The organism is Tahibacter soli, assembly GCF_025717065.2.
In the GTDB taxonomy this organism is placed as follows: domain Bacteria; phylum Pseudomonadota; class Gammaproteobacteria; order Xanthomonadales; family Rhodanobacteraceae; genus Tahibacter; species Tahibacter soli.
Genome location: NZ_JAOVZO020000003.1, coordinates 943,333 through 966,638 on the forward strand (window position 1 = coordinate 943,333; position 23,306 = coordinate 966,638).

The following is a 23,306-nucleotide window of genomic DNA, read 5'->3' on the forward strand; positions in this document are numbered from 1 at the left end:
CATCCGCAACGTTCAGGGGACGACATGCGCAAGGCGATGAAGTGGGTATTCGTGCTCGCGGCGACGGCCGCTTCCGGAATGGCGCCGGCGAGCCAGCCGCTCGTGCCGCCAAACAATCCGGCGCAGTTCGGCACCTGGCTCGTCTGGGGCGGCGACATCGAAGTGCAGTTCAATCCCGACGCGCTGCAGGGGCTCGAGCTTGCGGTCGATCGCGTCGACGGCGCGAAGTCGCGCGTCGTGGGCAAGCCGGGCGTGCGCTACGAATCGATGACGTTCCGCGCGCGCGACGACGCGACGCTCGAAGTGCGCCGCAACGGCAACAAGGTCCACGCGATCGGCGGCGGCGCGCTGCGCACCGACGCCGGCTTCGTACTGACGCACGGCGGCGAGCGCTACGACCTCGTCGGCTTCGGGGTGCGAGCCGCTGCGGGCACCTTGTTCGAATTGGAAATCGTGGACAAATCGGGCCTGGCGCTGTTCACCGCCGATCACGCGCACTACGGTTTCGTCGACGCCGCGCGCACGCGCTTCGGCATGCGCAACATGAACCTGCGCATCTCGGCGAACCTTGCGGCGAAACTCGGCAAGCCGGAACTCGCGGGCCGTCCGATCGGCGGCATGTCGCTGGTCGCGCAGGGCACCGAAGACTCGCCCGGGCCGCAGCCCGAGGGCGGCGTCTGCAACGCGCCGTTCCCGACCGCGGGCATGACGACCGACATCCAGACCGTCTTCCGGCTCGGCCCGCAGAACTGGACGGGTGCCGACGACGGCGTCGACTTCAAGCGCTGCAAGCTGCCGAGCGGTTCGGCGTGCAGCGCCGGCAGCACGACCGGCAGCGTCGTGTTCGCGCCCGATTCGAGCCTCGTCAACATCGGCGAGACCGCGGTCGCGTGGCACCAGATGTTCACCGGCAACTCGGCGCCGTACAACAACGACCAGCACCCGTTCCTGATCTGGAACCTGTACCGCATCGACGGTGACGGACGCCTGCGCCAGATCGGCGCGTCGGGCGTCAAGCACGCCTTCATCACGATCAACTTCGCGTGCGCCTGCGGCGAGGGCCACATCATCTACCCGACCTGCGAAGACACCTACGCCTCGTACAACAACGATACGAGCGAAGTGCTCGGGCCGCGCCGCGAAATCGTGCCGGTCAGCGCCACGTGGGCACGCTGCGGCTCGATCTACGACGCCAACTGCGACGGCAATCGCGACAACGGCAACCCGAACGACCTTTACGCGCAGCGCATGACCGTGACCGAGAGCGAAATGCTCCCGCCGGTCTCCGACGGCGCAAAGTACTATTTTGAATACTGGTACATCGTGCGCGACGATCAGAACATCTACAACACGATGGGCTACCGGCAGATCGCGCCCACGAAGAACGGCGCGAACTGGTCGGCCAATCTCGTCAACAACGTCGCGCCGAACTACGATTTCTACCAGGGTCCGGTGATCAACTACTGGGTCGATCCGGCCGCGCCCGGCGCGAACGCCGCGAACGAGGAACTGGTCACCCCGCTCGGCCGCGCGCGCGTCGCGGTGCGCGCGACCGACCTCGGCGGCGGGCAGTGGCGCTATCGCTATGCCGTGATGAATTTCGAGTATGCGCACGTCGACATCGACCCGGCGCATCCGAACGAGCCGAATCTCAAAGTGGCCGCGACCGTCGGGTTCGACCGGTTCGCGGTGCCGCTCTCGGTCGCCGCGACCGACGTGCGGTTCTTCGACGCCGACGGCAACGCGGCGAACGACTGGACCGCGTCGACGACCGGCGGGCAGATCGTGTGGACCGCGCCGGCCGGGACGAGCCTCGGATGGGGAACGCTCGCGCAGTTCGAGTTCACGACGACCGTCGCGCCGGCGGCGTCGACCGTCACGCTGCGCGGCGCCGCGACACCGACCAAGACGGCGATCGATTACAGCCGCACCTTGCTCGGCCCGACGGCGTCGGACGTTATCTTTGCGGACGACTTCGAGTAAGGTTGCGTACTTCGAAGAATGTTTCGCGGCGCGATCGATGGCGCGCGCCGCCGGCATCACGGATCGAGGAACGGGCGGAAGCCCGTTCCTCGACGTAGACAAGGGGCGGCGGCTGCGAAGGGATGCTCGCGGGGAGCGAGCGGTGCGCAGCCGGAGTTGGCATGCCAGGGAGCGGCCTGATCCGGGATTCGACGTGGTTCGTGCAGCACGTTTCATCGTTCTCTGTTGGCTGGTTTCCAGCTTCTTCGTCGCGACGCCGGCGCGTGCCGACCTGCCCGTCTGGGCCGCGGTCGCCGGCACGCTCGACGTCACGCCGCACGGTACGCAGCCGGGCCTCGCGCACGATCTGATCGGCGCGCAGAACTGCGGCTTCTGCCACCGCGGCGCCGACCCGGGCGACGAAAACATCATGCCGGCGAACACCTGGCGCGGCTCGATGATGGCCAACGCGACGCGCGATCCGGTGTTCTGGGCCGCGCTCGACGTCGCCAACAACGACGGCGCGTCGATCGGCGTGCCGAACATCGGCGACTACTGCCTGCGCTGCCATACGCCGAAAGGCTGGTACGGCCAGCGCGTCAAACCGGGCGGCAGCAATACGCTCAACGGCGCGAACGGCTGCCTGCTGCAGGGCGACTACGACGACGACGACACCGGCACGAACGACTACGGCGGCGAAAGCTGCCACTTCTGCCACCGCCTGATGAACCAGGGGCCGCAAGGCCAGCCGGCGTATCTGGAAAATGCCAACGCATGGCTCGACGACGGCGACTGCAACGGCGCCGGCGGACCGTGCCGGCGCGGTCCGTACACGTACGAGGACGGCAGCGGGCCGCCGCACGAATGGGCGTATTCGCAGTACCACGAATCCAGCGAAATCTGCGGCCTTTGCCACAATGTAACGACGCCCGACACGAGCGAGGGACCGCTGCGCACGCTGCGCGACGCGGCCGGCGTCGATACCGGCGTGCCGTTTCCGATCGAGCGCACCTTCAGCGAATGGAAGATGAGCGACTTCGGCGACCGCGACCGCATCTTCCGGAACGGTTTCGGCACGCGTCTTGAGCCCTCTTCGCAGATCGCCAGTGCGCAGGAATGCCAGCACTGCCACATGCCCAACAGCGACGACCCGGCCGCGCGCGCATGCGTGTTCGACGAGCCGGGCGCGCGCACCGGCAACCTCGCGACGCATCAGTTCGCGGGCGGCAACGCCTGGGTGCCGAACATCCTGAAGGGCCAGTACGGCCAGCAGCTCGAACGCGAATTCGAGTTCAACCAGACGATCGCCTGGGCGCGCGCCATGCTCGCGGCGAGCGCCGAAGTGCAGGCGACGCGCACCTCGTACGTCGCGCCGACGCCGACGGTCGCGGGCAGCCTCGGCCTTGCCGTCAAGGTCATCAACCTGTCGGGCCACAAGCTGCCGACCGGCTACGGCGAGGGCCGGCGGATGTGGCTCAACGTCAAGGTAACGGGCGGCAACGGCGCGACCGTGTTCGAAAGCGGCGCCTACAACCCGACCACGGCGGTGCTGACGGCCGATCCGCAGGCCAAGGTCTACGAGATCCTTCAGGGCATCTGGGACGCCGGCACGTCGACCTGCAAACACACCGACGCGGGCGGCGCCGAGCAGTTCCATTTCGTGCTGAACAACTGCGTCGCGAAAGACAACCGCATTCCGCCGCTCGGCTTCACCGGCGGCACCAACCTCGAAGTGAAACCGGTCGGCTACACGTATCCGACGGTCCCCGGCTCGACGCGTCTCGTCAACTACGACACGACGAACTACACGGCGACGCTCCCGGCCGGCGCGCAGCCGCCGTTCACGGTCATCGCGACGCTGCACTACCAGACCGCGAGCCGCGAATACATCGAGTTCCTGCGCGACGAAGCCCTCGACCACGGCTTCCCCGGCGAGAACGCGATGTGCAGTACGGCGCCTTATACACGCACGCCGTTCACGGTCGGGCCGCAGGCGAAGACGCGCGGGCAGTATCTGTACGACCTGTGGAACGACCCGGCCTACGGCAAGTCGCCTCCCGAAGTGATCGACAATGCGTCAATCATTGTGACGAACTGATTTGTCCATGAAGGACAGCGCCATACTGGCGTTGTCCTTGTTGCTTTGCACAACGATACGGCTTAGTTTGGTGATAGGCTTAATCGTTATATCGCAAAGCCGTAGTCCACTGCAGCGCCGGGGGTGTTTATGTCAGGGGTGTCTTTGCGCGGTGTACTTTTCGCCGCGTTGTTAACTTTTCCAACTGTAGGCATTTATGCGCAGTCGGAGTCGGGCGAAACGCCTGCGACCGCGCAGGTCTGGACCGCCTGGGGAGGCGATCTCGGCTTCATCTGGAACGAAGATCTTCTGGCCGATCTCGGCGCGCGTCTCGACGGCGCCGACGGTACGAGCCCACAGGACGCGCGAGGTTTCATCCCCGTATCGCTGCGTGAAACGGGCGGTCTCACGTTCGCCGTCACGAGTACGAACTTCGATCACTTCACCGGCGGCAGCCTCGGTCTGCGCGGCGGCTTCAGGCTGCGCGTGCCCGACGGCGAACTCTCGCTCGTCGATGCGAGCCTGCGCCCGCGCGCCGGCGATCCGCAGACGCTCGATCTCGTCTCCGCCGACGGCAAGACGTGGTTCTATCTCGACAAGCTGATGTATTCGATCGGCCAGAAGGGCCGGGTGCTCGACGTGCAGACGATGGATCTGCGCATCCATCCGGCGCTCGCGGAACGGCTCGGCAAGCCGCAGGTGGCGAACTGGGCGATCGCGCAGCTGCGCATGACGCTCGACGTGCTCGCGCGCAACGGCGAATACATCGAGATCGTCGAAGGCGGCCCGGTCTGGCCGAACACGGAAGTGCCCGGCGTGCCCGGCGCGTTCTACCAGGGCGACGTCTTCATGACGAACTTCAACGCCCAGTACTCGCGCTGCACGAACAACCTCTCGTGTACGAGCGGCTGCGCGTGCGACGGCCCCGGCGGCGCGACGAACGGTTTCGCCGTGTTCACGCCGTCGTCGACGCTGCGCAACAACGTCAACAACGGGACGGCGACGGCGACCGTGGCGGGCGATCCGCTCGGCACCAGCACCGCTTTGTATACCGCCGATATCGCGTGGTACCGCAAGTTCACCGGCTCGTTCCCGCCGTACGACAACGACCAGCATCCGAACCTGATCTGGAACCTGTACCGCATCGACGGCAACGGCCGCATCGAACAGATCGGCCGCTCGGGCGTCAAGCACGCGTTCGTCACGACGAACGGCGGCTGCTCGTCGGGCCCGGGCAGCGGCGGTTCCACCGGCACGATTCTCGGCCGCTCGTGTTCCGACACGTACGGCACGAGCAACAACGACAGCAATCCCGATCTCGGTCCGCGCAGCGAAATCGTGCCGAACGGCGATCTGTGGGGGCGCTGCGGTTCGATCTTCGATACGAACTGCGACCGCACCGCCGAGGCCAGCAACGGCAACACGAACTACAGCCAGCGCATGATCGTGCGCGAGTCGCAGCTCGAAGCGACCACGCCGGCCAGCACGTATCTGTTCGAGTCGTGGTACATCGTGCGCGACGACATCAACGTCTACAACACGATGGCGACGCGGCCGGTGTCGTTCAGCTACGCGGGCGGCGGCCCGTGGGTCATCACCAACAGCAATCCGTATCTGCTCGGCCCCGCGATCGACCGCTGGGTCAGCCCGACGTCGTCGAACCCGAACCAGAAAAACGTCGAGATCGCGAACGAGGAAGGCCACACGAAGGTCGCGGTCAAGGCGACCGACCTTGGCGACGGCACGTGGCGCTACGATTATGTCGTGATGAACGTCGACTTCGCGCGCGCGTTCACGCAGGGCACGAACAAGTACGGCGACGACGCCGACCCGGCGCAGCGCTTCCGTGTAGTCCACAACTTCGGCTTCGACCGCTTCAGCGTTCCGGTGCCGACCGACGCCGCGCCGACCGCGATCGAGTTCAACGACGGCGATCTCGACACGGCGAACAACTGGACCGGCGCGGTCGCCGACGGCGTGCTGACGTGGACGGCCCCGGCGAATCCGTCGCCGCCGGCCAACGTGCCGGCCGTGCTGAACGCGCTGAACTGGGGCACGATGTTCCGCTTCTCGTTCGTGTCGACGCGTCCGCCGGTCGCGGCCGATATCGCGCTGCACGTCGCACAGGCGGGCAAGCCGGAATCGTATTCGGCGACGATCGTCGGACCGCAGGTGCAGCCGGACGGCATCTTCGAGGACGACTTCGAAGTGCCCGCGGGCAACTAAGCGGAACGCGACACGCGCAACAGCAGTACCGATCCGCTCCCCGGCCTTGGCCGGGGAGTGCGCCAGCCGCGGCCTACGGCGACGCCGGCTTCAGTTCCAATCGATACACGGTCTTGCCCGGCAGCAGCGGCGTCGGCCGGCCGCGCACCCAGTCCTCGTGCCCCGCACCGTGGAACGGCGACAGCGGATGGCCGCTCTGGCCGCCCGGCATCATCAGATAGCTTTCGTTTTCGTGCCCCGGCGAGATCGCGAAGCGCTCCGACGCGCCGAACGCCGGACCCTGCACGCGCGGCATGTTCTTGTCGCCCGGCAGCGGCTGGGCCGGCATGTCGAGGTGCCGCGCGAGAAAACCCGGCAGCGCGCGCGACAGCGGATGGCGGATGCTCGCGACATTGCGCGCGCCCCACGTTTCGCCGGCGACGCGCGTGGCCGCGTCGCGTGCCGCGGCCAGCAGCAGATCGTTCCAGTCGGCATAGCGCGGATCGAGCAGATGCGCCGGCCGTTCGGTCACGAGTGCCCATACCGGCGCCTCGTACGTCTGCGCCGACGGCAGTTCGAATTTCGCGTCGCTCTTCCTGCCGAGCGCCTCGAACGGCGCGAGCGCGGCCGCAATGGTGCGCACCCGGAATTCGCGGACCAGCGCGTACTGCGCGTCGTCGACCGCGGCGTAGCCGTCCCAGGCCGCGTCGGCGTGCCGCAGCGTTTCGAATGCCGCATCGGTCGTGCCGGCGACGGTTTTTCTCAGCAGTTCGCGCCACGGGGCCAGAAACAGGGCGCGGTCGTCGAGCTGTACCGAGAGCATCTCGGCCGCAGTGAAACGTTCGTGCGAGCGCAGGCCGTCGCGGATCTGCCGCGCGCGCGCGCCGAGGTCGTAGCCGCCGTCGCCGACGAGCGCGAGCGCGTCGCCGTCGATGACGCGCGCGTTCGCGCTCCACAACCGCGCGTCGGGCGGATTGAACACGCGCGGAAACTCGGCGGCGTCGACCCAGCCGGTCCAGCCGACGCCGGCCCGGCTCCAGTCCGCCGGCAGCGTCGGATCGTAGCCGGCGCGGCGCGGCAGCGCGTTGCCGGTCAGCGTCCAGCCGATCATGCCGTCGCCGTCGCCGACGACGAAGTTCTGCACCGGCATGCCCATGCTCGGCGCGAGCGCCAGCGCGCCGCGCGCGGTGTTCACCTGTTCCAGTTGCATCAGGTCGAGGTTGAAGACGCGCGGGTCGTGCGCGGTCCACGCGAGCGCGAGCGGCGTGCCGTCGACGTCGGCGGCCATGATCGGACCCCAGCGCGTCTCCTCGACGGTGAGCGCGACGTCGGCCGCGCCTTTGACGCGGATCGTCTCGGCGTGCTTTTCGATCGCCGCATCGCCGTCGCTCGTGCGATAGCGCGCAGGGTCGGCGGGGTCGCGCACGACGCGCACCCAGTCGGTCCAGTCGCCGTAGCTGTTGGTGTAGCCCCAGGCGATGCGGCCGTTCGAGCCGGCGAGCAGCGCCGGCGCGCCGGGCAGCGTGACGCCGTTGAGGTCGACGGTGCGCGCGGGATCGTTCGGATCGGGATAGCGCAGCCGCGCGCGGTACCAGATGTTCGGCACTCGCAGGCCCAGGTGCATGTCGTCGGCGACGAGCGCCGCGCCGTTCACGGTCAGCGCGCCGCCGACCGCGAAGTTGTTGCTGCCGGGCTTTTCGCCGAGGTCCTCGCGCGACAGCGTCGCGAAGCGGGGCAGGTCGGGCGGCAGCTCGAGCATCGCGGTGCGCAGGTCGAACACCTCTTGCCCCGGAATCGCGACCGGCGGCAGCGGTTCGCCGCGGATCGGCGCGTCCCACGGCGAACCCGGCTGCACGAGAAAGCGGTACAGCGGTTCGGGCACCTGCGCCTTCAGGCGCGCGAGGTTGAGCTCGCGCGCGTTCTCGCCGTCGCCGTTCAGGTCGAGGAACATCGCGTAGATCGCGAGCGCGGAGTCTTCGCTGCGCCACGGCGCCGGCGGCGAGCGCAGCAGCAGGTATTCCCACGGCCGCACGGCGAGATCGGCGAGGCCCGCGTTGACGCCGTCGCGATAGCGCTCGACGATTTCGCGCTGTCCGGCCGGCAGCGCGGCGATTGCGGTCGCCGCACGCGCCCGGAAGCGGTGCAGGCGATGGCGCTTGTCGACGTCGAGCGCGACCGTGCCGAACAGCTCGGCGAGTTCGCCGGCCGCGACGCGGCGCAAGAGGTCCATCTGGAAATAGCGCTCCTGGCCGTGGAGGTAGCCGAGCGCGTAGACGAGGTCGGCGCGGTTCTCGCCCGAAATCGTCGCGGTGCCGAGCGCGTCGCGTTCGACGGTCACCTTCGCCTGGACGCCGCCTTCGACGACGCCGTCGAGGCGCGCGACGCTGCCGCGCAGCGCGAACCATGCCGCGAGCGCGGCGAGCGCCGCGAGCACGAGCAGCCAGACGAGAAGCTTGCGGATCAGTCGCATCGTTGTTCCCCGGGATTCAAACCTGCGGCGCGCGCTGCCGGCGACGGCGCTTGGCGCCGACGAGCGCATCGTCGGCGACCGCCGTTGCAAGGTCGAGACCGACGCGATTGACGGTCATCAGCGATTCGCTGTGCGTCGTCAGCGTGTCGATGACGGCCTGGTGCAGGCGCGTGTAGTAAGGCTGTCGATGGTAGTGCAGAAACACCGGCACCTCGTAGGGGCGAAACCCCGGCACGACGCGCACCGGCATCGACGGATCGAGCAGGTGCACCGGTACGACCGCGCGGCCGAGGCCTTCGCCGACCGCGTCGATCAGCCCGTAGATGTCGTCGAAGTACGAGCGCTCCATGCGCGGCACGGTGCTGCCGGTCTGCGACAGGAAGAACTTCTCGGTGAAGTTGTCGCGCGGGTCGTGGTCGATGTAGCACGTTTCGCGGTTCGTGTGGCGCGACGATTCGATCAGCACGTCGCGCTCGACGCCGAGCGGCACGTTCTCGATGCCGGCGCGCTCGCATTCCGACAGCGAAATGCAGAAATCCACCTTGCCGTCGATCAGCATGTCGTGCAGCACCTCGACCTCGGCCTTGAACAGCTGGCACATCACCTTCGGATGGTCGCGCATCAGGTGCGCGAGCGCCGGCAGCACGACCGAGCGCAGCGCCGACGAATACGTGACGAAGCGGAAGAATCCGGCGAGCGGCCCCGAGCGCGATCCGCCGACGAGGCTTTGCAGCAGTTCGTGCTCCTGGTGCTCGAGCGCGGCGCCGTAGCGCTGCAGGATGCGGCCCGGCTCGGTCAGCTCCAGCGCGCCGTACTGGCGGATCAGCAGGGGCTGGCCGAGCAGCGCCTCGAGATTCTGGATGCGCTTGGTCAGCGCCGGCTGCGTGATGTGCAGAAGGTCGGCGGCGCGAGAGAAATTGAGCTCTCGTGCCAGAACAAGAAAGGATTCCAGGAGCGGCGAGGAGAGTGGGGAGCGCACGGGTTCGCGGTTCCTGCATGAACTCGCGCACACTATAACCTGGAGTTATCGTCGGATGTACAAGTTTCATTGGCCAGCGGCAGGTTGGCGCCGTAACGTGCACACAGGGATGAAGGGATGGGGTCGCATATGGGCGTCGCAGGTGTCGTGAGGGTTCTTCCGTTCGGCCGTCGCGAGAGCGCTCGACCGATCGTGGTTTCGCCGGCCGCCGAGCCGACCGAAGTGCTGATCCGCCGTGTCCGCGCAGGCGAGAATCCTGCCCGCGACGCCCTGGTCCGCCGCTTCCTGCCGCTCTTGCGCCAGTGGGCGCACGGTCGCCTGCCGCGTGCGGCGCGCGATCTGCACGAAACCGAAGACCTCGTGCAATTGGCGCTGATGCGCGCTTTGAAACAAATCAACAGTTTCGAAAGCGAAGGTCCGGGCAGCTTCCTCGCCTACCTGCGCCAGATTCTCCTGAACCAGGTGCGCGACGAAGTGCGCCGTCTGATGCGCCGGCCCGAGTCGTCCGAGATCGATCCGGAACTGGCCGACACCGAACTGCCGTCGCCGGTCGAACAACTCGTCGGCCACGAGCGCCTGCGCGCCTACGAGGCCGCGCTCGCGAGCCTGCCCAAGCGCCAGCAGGGCCTCATCGTCATGCGCCTGGAATTCGGCATGAGCTACCCGGAGATCGCCGCGGAAGTGGCGAGCAGCCCGGACGCCGTGCGCGTGATGGTCGCCCGCGCGCTCGTGCAGCTCGCGTCCGCCTTGAAGCCGCTGCAAGCGTAAGCTTCGCAGCGCGCGCCGCCGTCCGGATCCCGCATGTTCTGATGGCCAGGTCGCCGTCGTTACATGATCAAACGCCCGCACAGCACGGGCAGGGGAATCCGATGACAGGCGACGACAAAGACCTGGAGCGCATCGCCGCGGGCATCGCCGACGACGCCGCGCTCGACTGGCGCGCGCTCGCCAAGCTCGACCCGCAATCGACCGACACCGGCGACGGGCTGCGCGAACTGTCGCAGCTCGCCAACATTTTCCGCAGCCTGCAGTTGAAGCCCGAGCGCGCCGCGTCGGTCAAGGCGCAGTTCCGCTTCGCCGGCCTCGACGTGATCGAAAAACTGGGGCAGGGCGCGCACGGCGAAGTCTGGCGCGCGTACGACCCGATGCTCGACCAGGAAGTCGCGCTGAAATTGAAGCGCGTCGATTGCGACGAGCTGTCGCACCAGTTTCTCGCCGAGGCGCGGCGCCTCGCCAAGGTGCGTCAGCAGAACGTGGTCAGCGTGTACGGCGCCGCGGCCCAGGACGGCCGCGTGGGCCTGTGGACCGAACTCGTGCGCGGACGGTCGCTCGCCGACGTGCTGGCCGAGCAGGGGCCGCTGCCGGCCGAGGAAGTCGCGCAGATCGGCATCGAACTGTGCCGCGGCCTCGCCGCCGTGCACCGGCACGGGCTGACGCACGGCGACGTCAAGGCCGAAAACGTGCTGCGCGAAGTCAGCGGGCGCGTCGTGCTGGCCGATTTCGGCACCGCGCGCGAACTCGGCTGCGGCACCCGCTTCGAACCGATCTCGGGCACGCGCCACTATCTCGCGCCGGAAATGCTCGACGGCGAACCGTCGTCGGCGGCGACCGACCAGTACGCGCTCGGCGTGCTGCTGTACCGCCTGCTGACCGGCCAGTACCCCTATGCCGCCGACGATCTCGACGCGATGCGCAGCGCCGAACTCGCCGAGGCGCGCAAGCCGCTGCGCGAGGCGCGGCCGACGCTGTCGCGCGCGTTCGCGCGCGCGATCGAACGCGCGCTGGCGCCCGATCCCGCGCGGCGTCATGCCGGCGTGCTCGCGATGCTCGTGGCGATCGAAAACTCGCAGCGTCCGCATCGCCTGAACGGCCTGCACTGGGCGCTCGCCGCCGCGATCGTCGCCGCGATCGCGGCCGGCGGGTACGCGCTGCGGCCGGTGGCGCCGCAGTTGAACGTCGACGCGGCGTTCTATCGCGACGGCGCGCGCGGTCGCGAACGCCTCGTCGACGGCGCGACGATCGAACTCGGCGACCGCCTGCGCCTCGAGCTGTCGAGCAACCGTCGGACCTGGCTGTACGTGCTCAACGACGACGGATCGATCGCCCCGACCGTGCTGTTTCCGCTGCCGGGCATCCAGCCGGTCAACCCGCTGGGCCACGGCGTGCGCTGGCAGCTGCCCGGCAAGGACGGCCTGACCGAGCTGTCGTGGCAGGTCGACGCCGAAGCCGAGCGCGAAACGTTCGTCGTCGTCGCGTCGGCGACGCCGCTCGCCGCGCTCGAAGACGGCATCGCGCAATGGCGCCACGCCGCGACGCCGGACAACGCGCTCGTCATGCGCGGCGTCGGACGGCTGGTGCCGGCGACGCCCGAACCGGTGCGGCAGCGCGGCAGCCTCGACGCGCTGCTCGGCCGCATCGGCTGCGACTCGGCACCGACCGAGCTGCGCTGCCTGCATTTCGTGTTTCCGCATAAGAATCCGTAGGCGGCCGGCTGTCCCCCGGACAGCCGGGCTCCGCGACGACGTTCCCGAGTACACTCGCGACGCAACAAATCCGGGGGAGACGGAATGCGTCGCGTCGTGTGGTTCTTCGTGGGACTTTCGTTCGCAGCGGCGGCGTCGGCGGCCGATATCGCCGGGCGCGTCGGCGTGCTGCTCGCGCCGGAAAAATACGCCGACGCCAAGGCGATCGTCGTGGCCGCGCTCGCCGATCCGCGCACGCACGACGCGGCGTTGCCGGTCGCGTTCAACCTCGTCGTCGAAAGCGCGCGCGACTTTGGCGAAGACGAATGGACGCCGTGGGTCGCCGAGCTCGAACGCGTGCGCGTCGCGAAGGGCGGCGACGACGCGCGTTCGCTCGCGCCGATCGCCGCGTGGCGCGCCGAGGTCGCCTGGCGCAAGCAGGACGCCGACGGCGCCAACGCGCAACTGGCGCGCGTGCGCACGCTGCTCGACGCGGGCCGCGGCGCGATCGACCCGGCCGAGCGCGCGTACGCGCTGTCGGTGCTGGCGCAGATCGGCGGCATGCAGGGCGGCTACGCGCAGGCGCAGGCCGCGGCGAAAACCGCAGTCGACACGCTCGCCGCGCCGCGCACGCCGCTGGAACGCGCGCGGCGCCTGCGCGCGCTGTATTTCTACGCGTTGTTCCAGGATCGACAAGGCGAATATGCCGGCGCACTCGCCACCGCGCGCACCGGCATCGCCGAAGCCGAGGCGTTCGGCGGGTCGACGAACGGCTACCGCCGGCGTCTCGTCGGCGCGCTGACCGAATCGTTGATCTCGATCGGCGAATTCGCGCAGGTGCGCGACCTCATGCGGCCCGAACTCGAACGGCTGCGTGCGCAGCCGCAACCGTCGCCGCGCGAAATGGCGATGACGCTCGGTCATCTCGCCGAAGCGCAGCGCCAGCTCGGCGACCGCGAAGGCGCGCTCGCGCTGTACCGCGAATCGGCGCAGAACGCGGCGAAGGACCCCGGGCTCGTCGCCTCCGGCAGCTACGCCGCGATCGTCGGCAATCTCGGCGCGCTCGCCTACGACCTGCGCCGCTACGACGAAGCCGACGCGGCGATGGCGCAGAACCTCGCCCTGCTCGAAGAAAAATTCGGGCCCGACAGCGCGCGCGTGGTGCCGCCGCTGACGAACGCCGGCGAAGTCGCGCTCGAGCGCGGCCTCGTCGACGACGCCGACGCGCGGTTCCGCCGCGCGCTGGCGATCGTCGCGACGCAGCTCGGCCCCGAACATCCCGACGGCGCGCCGGCGCTGCGCGGACTCGCGCGTGTCGCGCTCGCGCGCGGCGACGCCGCCGGCGCGCGCAAGCTGCTCGACGGCGCGCTCGCGCAGCGCAGCGCGAGCATCGGCGAAAACCATCCCGAACTGCTGACGTGGCGCTGCGAACGCGCGCGCGCCGCGCTCGCGGCCGGCGACCCCGACGCGGCGTTCGCCGACGCGCTCGTCGTCGAGGCGACGCGCACGCGGCTCGTCGCCACGGTCGCGCCGGTGCTCGGCGAAACGCAGGCGCTCGAATTCAAGCGAGGCCTCGCGACGTGCGCCGCGCCGCTGCTCGCGATCGCGGCGCAGCGCAACGACGCGGCGACCACGGCCGCGGCGTGGCGCGAAATCGCCGCCGCGCGCGGTCTTGCCACGCACATCGGCGCGGCGCGCCTCGCCGCCGCGCGCCAGGCCGCGACGGCCGAGCAGAAAGCGAGCTGGGACGCCTGGAGCCGCGCCGCGCAGGACTACGCGAAAGCGCTGCGCGAAGGCGCGCCGGCGCAGGTGCTCGACGCGCTGCGCGCGAGCGTCGACGCGGCGGTCGAAAAGCTCGGCACGAGCGCCGGCACGACGCGGCCGCCGCTCGCGGCGCTGCTCGCCGCGATGCCGGACGGCGGGCGGCTCGTCGCGTACGTCGCGACGCCTCCGGCGCCGAACGAAAAAAGCAAACTGTATGCTTTTGTCGCCGCGGCCGGCGCCGCGCCCCGTCTCGTCGATCTTGGCGACGAGGCCGCGCTCGACGCGCTCGCGCAGCGCTGGCAGGGCCTCGTCGTCGACGCGCACAGCGACGCCGCGGCGCTGCGCGAGGCCGGCGCGGCACTGCGCCGGCGCGTGTTCGACCCGCTCTCGCTCGCGCCGTCGGGCCGCACGTTCGTCGTCGCCGACGGCGGTCTGCACCGGCTGAACTTCGCCGCGCTGCCGGACGGCGACGGCTATCTGATCGAACGCGGCCTGCGCATGCACACGCTCGAAACCGAACACGATCTCGCGCCGGCCCGCTCGCCCGACGCCGGCAGCGTGCTGCTCGTCGGCGCGCCGCGCTTCGCGCGCGAGACGCCGGCGCTCGCGCGTCTGCGCGGCGCATGTCCCGAACTCGATGCGCTCGCGCCGCTGCCCGGCGCCGCGCGCGAAATCGCCGCACTGTCGCGGCTTGCCCGCGACGCCGGCCGCGGCGGCGTGAAAACGCTGACCGGCGACGCCGCGACGAGCGCCGCGCTGCGCGATTCGATCGCCGGTGCCGACACGATCCACTTCGCCACGCACGCGCTCGAACTCGGCGCCGGCTGCGTGCCGGCGCTCGCGCAGGGTCGCCGCGGCGTCGGCGTGCGCCGTGCCGATACCGACCGCGCCGCGGATGCGAAAACCGCGCTCGCTTCCGAAGCGGGCCTGGTGCTCGCCGGCGACGGCCTGCTGACGTCGGCGCAGGTCGCGACGATGCCGCTCGATCGCGCGCGCTGGGTCGTGCTGTCGGCGTGCGACACGGGCCTGGGCCGGCGCCTCGGCGACGAGGGCGTGTTCGGACTGCGCCGCGCGTTTCGCCTCGCCGGCGCGCGCACGGTCGTCATGAGTCTGTGGCCGGTCGACGACGCGGCGACGGCGGGTTGGATGGAAGCGTTGTACACATCGCGCTTCATGGACAAAGCCGATACCGTCGACGCGATGGCCGCGGCGAGTCTCGCGACGCTCGCCGCGCGGCGCGAGCGCGGCGAGACCGCGCATCCGTTCTACTGGGCCGGCTTCGTCGCGTCGGGCGACTGGCGCTGACGTATCCGCGGCCCCGTCCGAACGGGGCCGCGGGCGGTTCGAGGGTTACGGCTGCTCGAAGCCGTTCCTGAAGATCAGGTCGGTGTTGGTGTAGCTGCCGGTGATCGCCTGGTTCGTCAGCGGCGAATACGCGAGCACGATCGCCAGATACGTGCCGGGCTGCGGCGCCGCGATAGTGCACGTTTCGTTCGCCGTCGCGCCGGCCGATTCGCAGACGATGTCTTCGCCGAGCTTCACCGTGAGATCGGCGTCCTCGTTGGCGGGGCCGGTCGTTACGAACGACAGGTTCGTCGCGCCCGGCGGCACGACGAGGGTGTAGCGCAACTCGTCGTTCTGCGCGGCGCTCTGGCCCGACACGGTCACGCCGTTGGTCAGCGGCACCGGCGGCGCGCGCAGGCGCGCGACGCGCGAGTAGCTCGCGCCGGTGCCGTCGTCGTCGGTGACCGTCAGGCGCACCGTGTAACTGCCGTAGGCCGCGTAGGTATGCGACGCGCTCGCCGTGGTCGCGGCCGGACTGCCGTCGCCGAAGTCCCAGCTGTACGACGCGACCGTGCCGTCGAAGTCGAGCGACGTGCTCGCAACGTCGATGTCGCGATCGTCGATCGCGAGATCGAAATCCGGCGTCGGCGGCGCGTTCGTCGCGCTCGCGCCGAGCACGATGCGCCACGCGCCGCGGCTGTACGAGCCGGCGGTCAGCACGTGCGGATCGTCGTCTATTTCCAGGTCGACCACGACGAGGCCGAGCGGCATGCCGGCCGAATACGCCGTGAAGTTGTCGCCGCCGTCGACGCTTTCGTACACGCCGACGTCGGTCGCGACGAACAGCCGGTTCGTGTTCGCCGGGTCGATGACGACGCTGTTCGCCGGCACGTTCGGCAGGCCGGCGCCGACCGCCGCCCACGTCGTACCGCCGGTCGTCGAGCGATACAGCCGCGACGCGCCGAAGCCCGCACGCGTGACGAACACGCGCTGCGCGTTGGTCGGATCCATCGCGATGTCGGAGACGCGACCGCCGGGATAGTCGCCGGTGACGTTCGCGAACACCGGCGTCGGCGCGTTGGCGTCGGCGCTCGACCAGATGCGTCCGCCGGCCGTGCCGACGTAGGTCGGCATCATGACGCCGATCAGCTGCGGCGTGATCACGCTTGCCGCGCCGCCCAGGTTCGGCGACAGCGCGGTCCACGCGTTGCCGTCGGTCGTCGTGCGATACAGGATGTTCGACGCCGTGAACAGGCGATTGCCGGCCACGGCGAGCGGCGTGACCCACGGAAAGCTGGCGCTCGCGGTCAGGCCGGTGGTCGGCATGCGTTCGAAACTGTCGAGGCTGCCGTCCTGTTCGGAGCGGACGATATAAGGCAGGTTGCTGCTCGGATAGCTCGTCTGGAACACGCGCGACGGCAGCGTCGGGTCGACCGCGTTCATGAAGCCGTCGCCGCTCGCGAACGTGAGATTCCACTGCAGGCTGGTGCGGCGCGACGACGAGCCGTTGTCCTGCGCGCCGCCGAACACGATGTTGACGTCGGCGGGATGCACCGCGATGTCGTAGAACTGCGTGATGTTGAGATTGGCGTTCATGTTGACGTACGACACGCCGCCGTCGTCGGTACGCCAGAGGCCGCCGTCGGTGCCGACCCAGAAGCGGTTCGGGTTCGTCGCCGAGTAGCGCACGACGTGCGTGTCCTGATGGACTTTCTGCGACTTGCCCCAAGTGCTCGTCATTGGCGTGAGCGTCGCGCCGGCGTCGGTCGCGCGGTGATGGCGGATCGTGCCGACGAGCACCGTCGACGGATCCGTCGGATGCACCGCGAGCGTCAGGTTGTACGAGCACTGGCCTTCGCACGCCGCCGCGTTTTTCTGCGTCCAGCTCGTACCGCCGTTCACGGTCTGGTGCAGGCGCGACACGTTGGTGTTCGAACCGGTCAGCGCATACAGCGTGTTCGGGTCGCTCGGAGACAGCGCGAGGCGCAGGCGGCTGCCCGAGGCGTTGAGGCCGGTGCTGACGCTCGTCCACGTCGCGCCGCCGTCGGTCGACTTCGATACGCCCGAGCCGATGAGTCCCGCGTAGACCGTGTTCGTGCCGGGCACGAACAGGATGTCTTCGACGTTCGTGCTGAGCACGCGCGTCCAAGTCAGGCCGCGGTCGGTCGAGCGGAACACGCCGGCGCCCGACAGCGTGCCGGTCGCGCCGCAGGTGCCCGCGCCGCCGGCGAGAATCACGTTGCTGTCGGTCGGCTGCACGGCCACCGCGTTGACGATCGACAACGGCATTGCCGTCGCGCCCGCGCCGTTGCGCGCGTTCCATGTCGCGCCGGCGTCTTCGGACAGAAACACGCCGAGCCCGAAATACTCGGCGCAGCCGCCGGCGTTCTTGTCGCCGGTACCGACCCACACCGCGTTCGCGTCGTTCGGATCGAGCGTCACCGCGCCGATCGGCAGTGTGCCGACGTTGTCGAAGACCGGCGTCCAGCTCGCGCCCGCGTCGGTCGTCTTCCACACGCCGCCCGCGGCCGCGCCGACGTAGACGGTGTCCTCGTTGCCGGGTACCGGTGCGATGGCGTTGAGGCGGCCGGATACTTTTCCCATCGTCCACGAATTCATCGTCATCGACGACGGGCCGACCGGCTGCCACACCTCGCCCGCGCGCGCGAGCTGCGGGTCCTTGGCCCGGCGCTCAGCCTTGAGCGATTCGGCGGCCTGCGCGCGCAGGCGTGCCGCGTCCGGCACCGTGCGCAGCGCGTGCGTCTGTTCGAACCACAACTGGCGCTGCTCGATCTGCCAGCTTTCCTCGCGGCCTTCGCCTTCGCCCTCGTCTTTCGCTTCGAGGTGATCGGCTTCTTCGTGCCACGCCGGCGCCGGAGCGGCCGGCAACAACACCATCGCCAGCGCGCCGAACGCGCGCCAACCGCAAATTTGAATCGACATCGTGCCTCCCGTGAGCCCCTGATCCCGTCTGTAAGCGGGTGGTAATCAATCTTAAGGCTGATCATGCATGCGCCTATAGATCGAAATCGGCGCTTTGTTCAGCGGAGGCGCCAACTCTCACGTAGGGAAACGGCGGATCAGCCGTCGCGCTCGAAGCCTTCGATCGTCGCGAGCCGTGTGCGCGCCGCGGCGAGATTCGCGCCGACCACGTCGTTGCGCAGCCGCCGCCAGAACGCGCGGGACGAGAAATGCCGGCCCAGGGCGACGAGCGCGAGCAGTGCCACGACGCCGAACGCGAACTGTGCCGCGACGAACGGAACGCCGAAGGCCACGTACGCGTCGATGCCGAGCAGCCCCTTTGTGCCGACGATGAGCAACAGCGGCCAGACGAGCGGCACGGCGAGCAGGATCGCGCGGGTTTTTGCCAGGCGCAGCGCGGCGAGGCGTTCGACGTCGCGCTGGATCGCGACGACCGGCGCGTCGTAGTCGATGCCGGCGGCGAGCGCGAGCTGGCGCAGTCCGACCGCGACGAGCGCGATCCCCCCGACGAGAAGCGCGAGGCCCGGCGCGAGCATCGCCGCCTCGCGCCAGTGGTCGCCGACGAAACTGCCGAACAGCAGCACGAGAATCGCGTCGCAGACGAGTTCGAACAGCGGCAGCGCGGCCGAGCGGCGCACCGCCTTGCGCGTGCGGTCGAGTTCGAGCGCCCGCGCGACGTGCAGGTTCAGCGCGACGCTCGCGTCGAGCTTGCGTTCGTGTTCCCGCCAGGCGGCCTTGAGTGCGTCGAGTTCCATGTCAGTGCTCCAGTTGCGCGCGCAGCTTGTGCTTGGCGCGGTTGATTTTCGTGGCGACGTTCGTTTCGCTGATGCCGAGAATCTCGGCGATCTCGCGATAGCTGCGGTCTTCGAGATACAAGAGCATCAGCGCGCGATTGAGCGGGTCGAGGCCGGCGATGAAGCCGCGCAGCCGCGCCAGCGCCTCGTCGCGTTCCGGTTCGCCGCCGTCGTCGCCGATTACATCGCCGGCGGCGTCGAGGGCGTCGAGGCCGTCGCGCCAGCCTTCGCTGCGCACCGCCGAAATCGCGACGTTCAAGGCAATGCGATACGCCCATGTCGCGAACGCGCGAGCCGCGTCGTAGGCGGGAAATGCTTTCCACAACTGCGCGACGATGTCCTGCTCCAGGTCGCGCCGGTCTTCGGCGCGGCGGCCGTACATCGCGGCGACCTTGCGCACGACGCCCGCGTGCGCCGTGATGAGCGCGACGAAGTCGTCGTGTCGTGCCGATCCGCTCATGCCCGCCCCCCGTTGCCCGTTCGATGTGGAGTGATTCGCACGGGCGCGCCGAAAATCACAGCGCCCGTCCGACTGTACGAACGCGTACGACTTTAGCCCGATGCGCGCCGCCGACGTTCGGGGCAAGACTGCGCCGTCGTCCGTTCGTTGCCGCCGTCTCTTGATCCGCACCAATCCGCTTCGCCCGCGCGGCTTGTTCGTCAAGCTGTTCCTGACGTTTCTCGTCGTATCGTTCGCGACGCTGTTCGGCGTCGCCTTCGTCGATTCGCTGCTGTCGAGCTGGCGCTTCGAGCGCGACGTGCGCGGCCTGCTAGGCGGCATCGAGCAGCGCTCGGCCGACGTCGTCGCCGCCCGCGGCGATCTCGCCGATCCGCTCGTCTGCCGGAGGCTGGCGCAAGCGCTGTTCTGGCGAACCGTCGAAATCGGCACCGCGGAAATCTCCGACTTCGACGAAGTGCTGTCGTACTTCTACACCGGCCGCCTGCACGTGCGCATCGTCCGCGACGGCAAGGCCCTGTGCGCGAGCTCGCCCGATGCCGCGCCGCTCGTCGCCGGCGCGCTCGACGCCGCCGCCGCGTCGCGCGAGCGCGACGGCTTCGCGCGGCACGGCGACGACTGGACCGCCACCACGCGCTTCGCGATCGATCCGGCGCACGACGCGCTCGTCGGCGTGCAGTTCTGGCGCGGCTGGTCGATCAACACCGCGACGACGTACGACGTGATCCGCTCGATCAGCTTCGTCGGCGGCATCGGCGTTTCTTTCGCGGCCGTGCTGACGTGGCTGCTCGTGCGGCGCGTGCGCCGCGCGACCGACGCGGCCGACCGCTGGGCCGCCGGCGACTTCGGCGCGCGCATCGACGATCGCTCCCACGACGAATTCGGACGCCTCGCCGAGCGCTTCAACCGCATGGCCGACGCGCTGGCAAAAATGCTCGAAGTGGAAAAAGCACTGGTCGTCTCGAACGAGCGCCACCGCATCGCGCGCGACCTGCACGACACCGCCAAGCAGCGCTGCTTCGTGCTGGGCCTGAAACTGACCGAGCTGCAGTACGAGGCGCGGGACAGCGCCCCGCTGCTCGCGGCGGTCGCCGACGCGCGGCGCATCGCCGACCAGTTGCAGCAGGATCTCGTCAACGTCGTTTCGGGCTACAGCCTGCCGGCCGTGACCGAACTCGGACTGCGCGAAGCGCTCGCGCGCGCCGTCGCCGATCTGTTGTGCGGCTCGGGCATCGCGTTCACGCTCGACCTGCCGCCGGGCGAGGAGAACCGCCTGCGCGACGCGCCGATCGTCGCGCAGGAACTGCTGATGATCACGCACGAGGCGGTCGCGAACGCGCGCCGCCACAGCGGCTGCCGGCGCATCCACATCGGCTGCCATCGTCACGGCCGCACCTATTGGACGATCGAGGACGACGGCACCGGCTTCGATCCCGACCGCGCGCCGCTCGGCATGGGGCTTGCCAACCTGCGCTGGCGCGCGACCGCGCTGCCCGAGGGCGACCTCTTCATCGACTCGGGCGCCTCCGGCACGTGCGTGGTCGTTTCGTTTTCACTGCCCGATCGCGGCGCCTGACGCCGGCTGCGCCGCGGCGATGCCGGCCGCGCGCCGGATCGCGTCGACGCGGCCGTCGTCGAAGCCGTCGCGCGAAAACACGTCGAACGTCGTTCGCGGCGGGATGCCGGTCGCCTCGTACACGCGGCCCTGCGCGTCGCGCGTGACTTCGGTCGGAAAGCCGGCCTCCCGGCCGTTCGGCAAACCGTGCGGAAACGCGCCCGACACCGCGCCCCGCGTGCGCGTGCCGACGTGCACGACGTGCGGCAGCGCGCGCATGAACAAAGTGAACAATTCGCCCGCGCTGACCGTGAGATCGGACGTCGGCAGCACGACCGGTTTCGCGTAGCGCACCGCGCCCGACGGAATCGCGTGGAACGCACGCGGCGCCGCGCGGCGAACGCCGCGCGCCTGCTTGGTACAGGCGAGGCGTCGGCGATCGGCGAAGCGGCCGGCGATGTCGCTCGACACCCTGCCGATGCCGCCGCCGTTCGCGCCGACGTCGACGACGATCGCACCAGGCCACGCTGTCGCCGAATACGCGGCGGCGCGTCGCCGGGTCGAGCAGCGCGTCGATCTTCGCGTTCTGATCGGCCGCCCGCTGCGCGAGCCATGCGTTGAAATCGTCCGCGCCGGATGCGGCGAAACGCTCGCGCAGCAGCGCGATCGTCGGTTCGCCGCGCCGTTGTCCGAGTTCGATCCTCCGACCGTCGACCCACACATTGGCGCCGGTATGCGGATCGTCGAAGCCGGCGACGAATTCGGCGAACACCGCCGCGAGTTCGGCGTCGTCGCGCGCCGCGGCGGCGAGCGGCCGCAATTGCGCTTGCGCTGCACGACGTCGACGCCGCGCTAGGCCGCGTACGGGCAGCAGTCGATGAACAGATTCGCCATCGCCGCGGAGTGGCTTTGCGCTACAGCACCTGCGCCGCGTCCGCGCGCGCGACGGCTTCCCGCACGTAGTCGGTCAGCGTCGGATACGCGCGCTGTGCGTGCAGGTCGAGTATTCGTGCAGCCGCCTCCGCCTCCGGGCACCACAGCAAGGCCGGCGAATCGGCCTCGCGACCCGGCGCGCCGCCGACGACGTGACAGCCGGCAAGCGCGTTCGCGTCGGCCGGGAACCGCGGCGAGCGGCGCGAGTATGGCGTCAGGGGCGCGCCTTCGAGAATCGCGGAAATCGCCTCGCCGTGCCGCGAAAGATCGAGCGGTCGCACCGACTCGACGGGGAATATGCGCAACGCCATCTCGCCGTTCTGCAGCGCGTAGATCGCGCGAAGATCGTCGGGCAACGGTCTGCCGATGCGACGCTCCGCTTCCGCGATCGCCGCCGCCGCCGCCGGTATCGCGGGCGTCGGTATACGTTTAAACAAGGGATGCGACGGTTCCGTTCGCGCGCGCTCGGCAAGCAGCGCCGGCATCGCGAGCGCCGCGAGCCGGGTCCTTGCCGCGTCCACCGCCGCATCGAAGCGCGCCATGCGCGCGGCCTGCCGCGTCAGCCGGACGTGCACGCCCTCGAGCCAGTCGCGCAGGTCGCGATACGCCGTGACGCCGTCGCCGCCGTCGGTTTCGTACAGGCGATAGCCCGCCGCCGCCGGTGTTGCGCCGGCGTCGTACAGCAGCAGCGACGCCACTCGCGGCGGCGTCAATACGAGCCAGCGGCCGGCCGCGTCGACCGGCACGGTCAGCGGTTGCGCGGCTTCGCCTGCCTGCGGCCAGGCGACAATTTCGCCGTCCTGCGCGATCTCGTCGAGGTGGATATCCGATCGCGCCCGGGCACGAACCAGGGCCGACAGCGGCACGATATGGACGGCCGGCACGCCGTCGGCGGCGCGATACAGCCCGACGATTTCTTCCGGCAGCGCCGTGCCGTTGCGCGCCTGCGCGGCCGAAATGTCGTCGTCCGTTGCCGGTCCCGGCGCGGGCGGCGCGGTTGCGGCGACGTCGCGTACAAGTTTCGCAAAATCCAGCTTTTGCACTTCGGCTTCGCGCATGCTCAGATCCTCGTCGTGGGGGTGCGGCGCCGTCATTCGCGGACTGTCGATGCGTATCGATCCGGCCGCCTGGCACGTCGCCGCGCGGTGCGCGCGCATCGCGCTCTCGCCCGGCATGGCGAGGCTCGCCAGCATCAACAGAAGGATCATGCGAACGGCGCTCCGGCAGGCATCGGTCCGGGCTCTTGCCCGCCGGCATCAAACGACGTCGCGTGTGCCGGCCGAACACCGCGTGCCGCGCTCGGGGCTGCGCATTTGGTCTTGCTCAAAAAGCACGGGGCGCGACATGCGCGCCCCGTGCGTTCGATCGACCGCGATGGAAGG

15 protein-coding genes are annotated in these 23,306 nt (G+C 69.6%); 8 read left to right on the forward strand and 7 right to left on the reverse strand.

Going from position 1 to position 23,306, the window contains the following annotated elements:
• Positions 1 to 24 precede the first annotated feature (24 nt).
• From OD750_RS06630 to OD750_RS06640, 3 genes are all read left to right on the forward strand, one after another.
• Positions 25 to 1,983 (forward strand): hypothetical protein, encoded by a 1,959-nt coding sequence (locus tag OD750_RS06630; protein ID WP_263543468.1) that lies wholly within the window; start codon positions 25 to 27, stop codon positions 1,981 to 1,983.
• 193 nt (positions 1,984 to 2,176) lie between these two features.
• The gene (locus OD750_RS06635) at positions 2,177 to 4,060 is read left to right on the forward strand and encodes a hypothetical protein (RefSeq protein WP_263543469.1); all 1,884 of its coding nucleotides are present in this window, start codon (positions 2,177 to 2,179) and stop codon (positions 4,058 to 4,060) included.
• 144 nt (positions 4,061 to 4,204) lie between these two features.
• A complete protein-coding gene (locus OD750_RS06640; RefSeq protein ID WP_263543470.1) occupies positions 4,205 to 6,265 on the forward strand; it encodes a hypothetical protein in 2,061 nt (686 codons plus the stop codon).
• A 73-nt stretch (positions 6,266 to 6,338) separates the two neighbouring features.
• On the opposite strand, the gene OD750_RS06645 is transcribed toward OD750_RS06640, so the two are convergent.
• The gene (locus OD750_RS06645) at positions 6,339 to 8,714 is read right to left on the reverse strand and encodes a penicillin acylase family protein (RefSeq protein WP_263543471.1); all 2,376 of its coding nucleotides are present in this window, start codon (positions 8,712 to 8,714) and stop codon (positions 6,339 to 6,341) included.
• 16 nt (positions 8,715 to 8,730) lie between these two features.
• Positions 8,731 to 9,693: a LysR family transcriptional regulator gene (locus OD750_RS06650; protein WP_263543472.1), complete on the reverse strand. Its 963-nt coding sequence runs from the start codon at positions 9,691 to 9,693 to the stop codon at positions 8,731 to 8,733.
• Between the two features lie 192 nt (positions 9,694 to 9,885).
• Here OD750_RS06650 and OD750_RS06655 point away from each other — a divergent pair, with 192 nt between their 5' ends.
• The 3 genes from OD750_RS06655 (at position 9,886) to OD750_RS06665 (ending at position 15,224) form a co-directional block, all read left to right on the forward strand.
• Positions 9,886 to 10,461 (forward strand): RNA polymerase sigma factor, encoded by a 576-nt coding sequence (locus tag OD750_RS06655; RefSeq protein WP_263543473.1) that lies wholly within the window; start codon positions 9,886 to 9,888, stop codon positions 10,459 to 10,461.
• A gap of 101 nt (positions 10,462 to 10,562) precedes the next feature.
• Positions 10,563 to 12,176 carry a serine/threonine protein kinase gene (locus tag OD750_RS06660; RefSeq protein ID WP_263543474.1) on the forward strand — a complete coding sequence of 538 codons (1,614 nt, stop codon included), beginning with the start codon at positions 10,563 to 10,565 and terminating at the stop codon, positions 12,174 to 12,176.
• A gap of 84 nt (positions 12,177 to 12,260) precedes the next feature.
• Positions 12,261 to 15,224, forward strand: coding sequence for a CHAT domain-containing protein (locus tag OD750_RS06665; RefSeq protein WP_263543475.1), 2,964 nt, complete (start codon positions 12,261 to 12,263; stop codon positions 15,222 to 15,224).
• 45 nt (positions 15,225 to 15,269) lie between these two features.
• Here the strand turns inward: OD750_RS06665 and OD750_RS06670 are convergent, their stop codons facing one another.
• The 3 genes from OD750_RS06670 to OD750_RS06680 form a co-directional block, all read right to left on the reverse strand.
• Positions 15,270 to 18,146, reverse strand: coding sequence for a PKD domain-containing protein (locus tag OD750_RS06670; protein WP_263543476.1), 2,877 nt, complete (start codon positions 18,144 to 18,146; stop codon positions 15,270 to 15,272).
• Positions 18,147 to 18,283: 137 nt separating this feature from the next.
• Positions 18,284 to 18,940: a hypothetical protein gene (locus tag OD750_RS06675; protein WP_263543477.1), complete on the reverse strand. Its 657-nt coding sequence runs from the start codon at positions 18,938 to 18,940 to the stop codon at positions 18,284 to 18,286.
• 1 nt (position 18,941) lies between these two features.
• Entirely contained in the window at positions 18,942 to 19,439 is a 498-nt protein-coding gene (locus OD750_RS06680) for an RNA polymerase sigma factor (RefSeq protein WP_263543478.1), read from the reverse strand.
• A gap of 193 nt (positions 19,440 to 19,632) precedes the next feature.
• Between OD750_RS06680 and OD750_RS06685 the strand changes: the two genes are divergently transcribed.
• The gene (locus OD750_RS06685) at positions 19,633 to 21,012 is read left to right on the forward strand and encodes a HAMP domain-containing sensor histidine kinase (RefSeq protein ID WP_263543479.1); all 1,380 of its coding nucleotides are present in this window, start codon (positions 19,633 to 19,635) and stop codon (positions 21,010 to 21,012) included.
• Here OD750_RS06685 and OD750_RS06690 read toward each other — a convergent pair.
• On the reverse strand, positions 20,989 to 21,462 hold the full coding sequence (locus OD750_RS06690; RefSeq protein WP_263543480.1) for a S41 family peptidase: 474 nt from the start codon (positions 21,460 to 21,462) through the stop codon (positions 20,989 to 20,991). The two genes, OD750_RS06685 and OD750_RS06690, sit on opposite strands and share 24 nt — an antisense overlap.
• On the opposite strand from OD750_RS06690, the gene OD750_RS06695 reads away from it, so the two are divergent.
• Positions 21,449 to 21,847, forward strand: a complete 399-nt coding sequence (locus tag OD750_RS06695) for a hypothetical protein (protein ID WP_263543481.1) — start codon at positions 21,449 to 21,451, stop codon at positions 21,845 to 21,847. The two genes, OD750_RS06690 and OD750_RS06695, sit on opposite strands and share 14 nt — an antisense overlap.
• Before the next feature lie 58 nt (positions 21,848 to 21,905).
• On the opposite strand, the gene OD750_RS06700 is transcribed toward OD750_RS06695, so the two are convergent.
• Positions 21,906 to 23,132, reverse strand: a complete 1,227-nt coding sequence (locus tag OD750_RS06700; RefSeq protein WP_263543482.1) for a hypothetical protein — start codon at positions 23,130 to 23,132, stop codon at positions 21,906 to 21,908.
• Positions 23,133 to 23,306 lie beyond the last annotated feature (174 nt).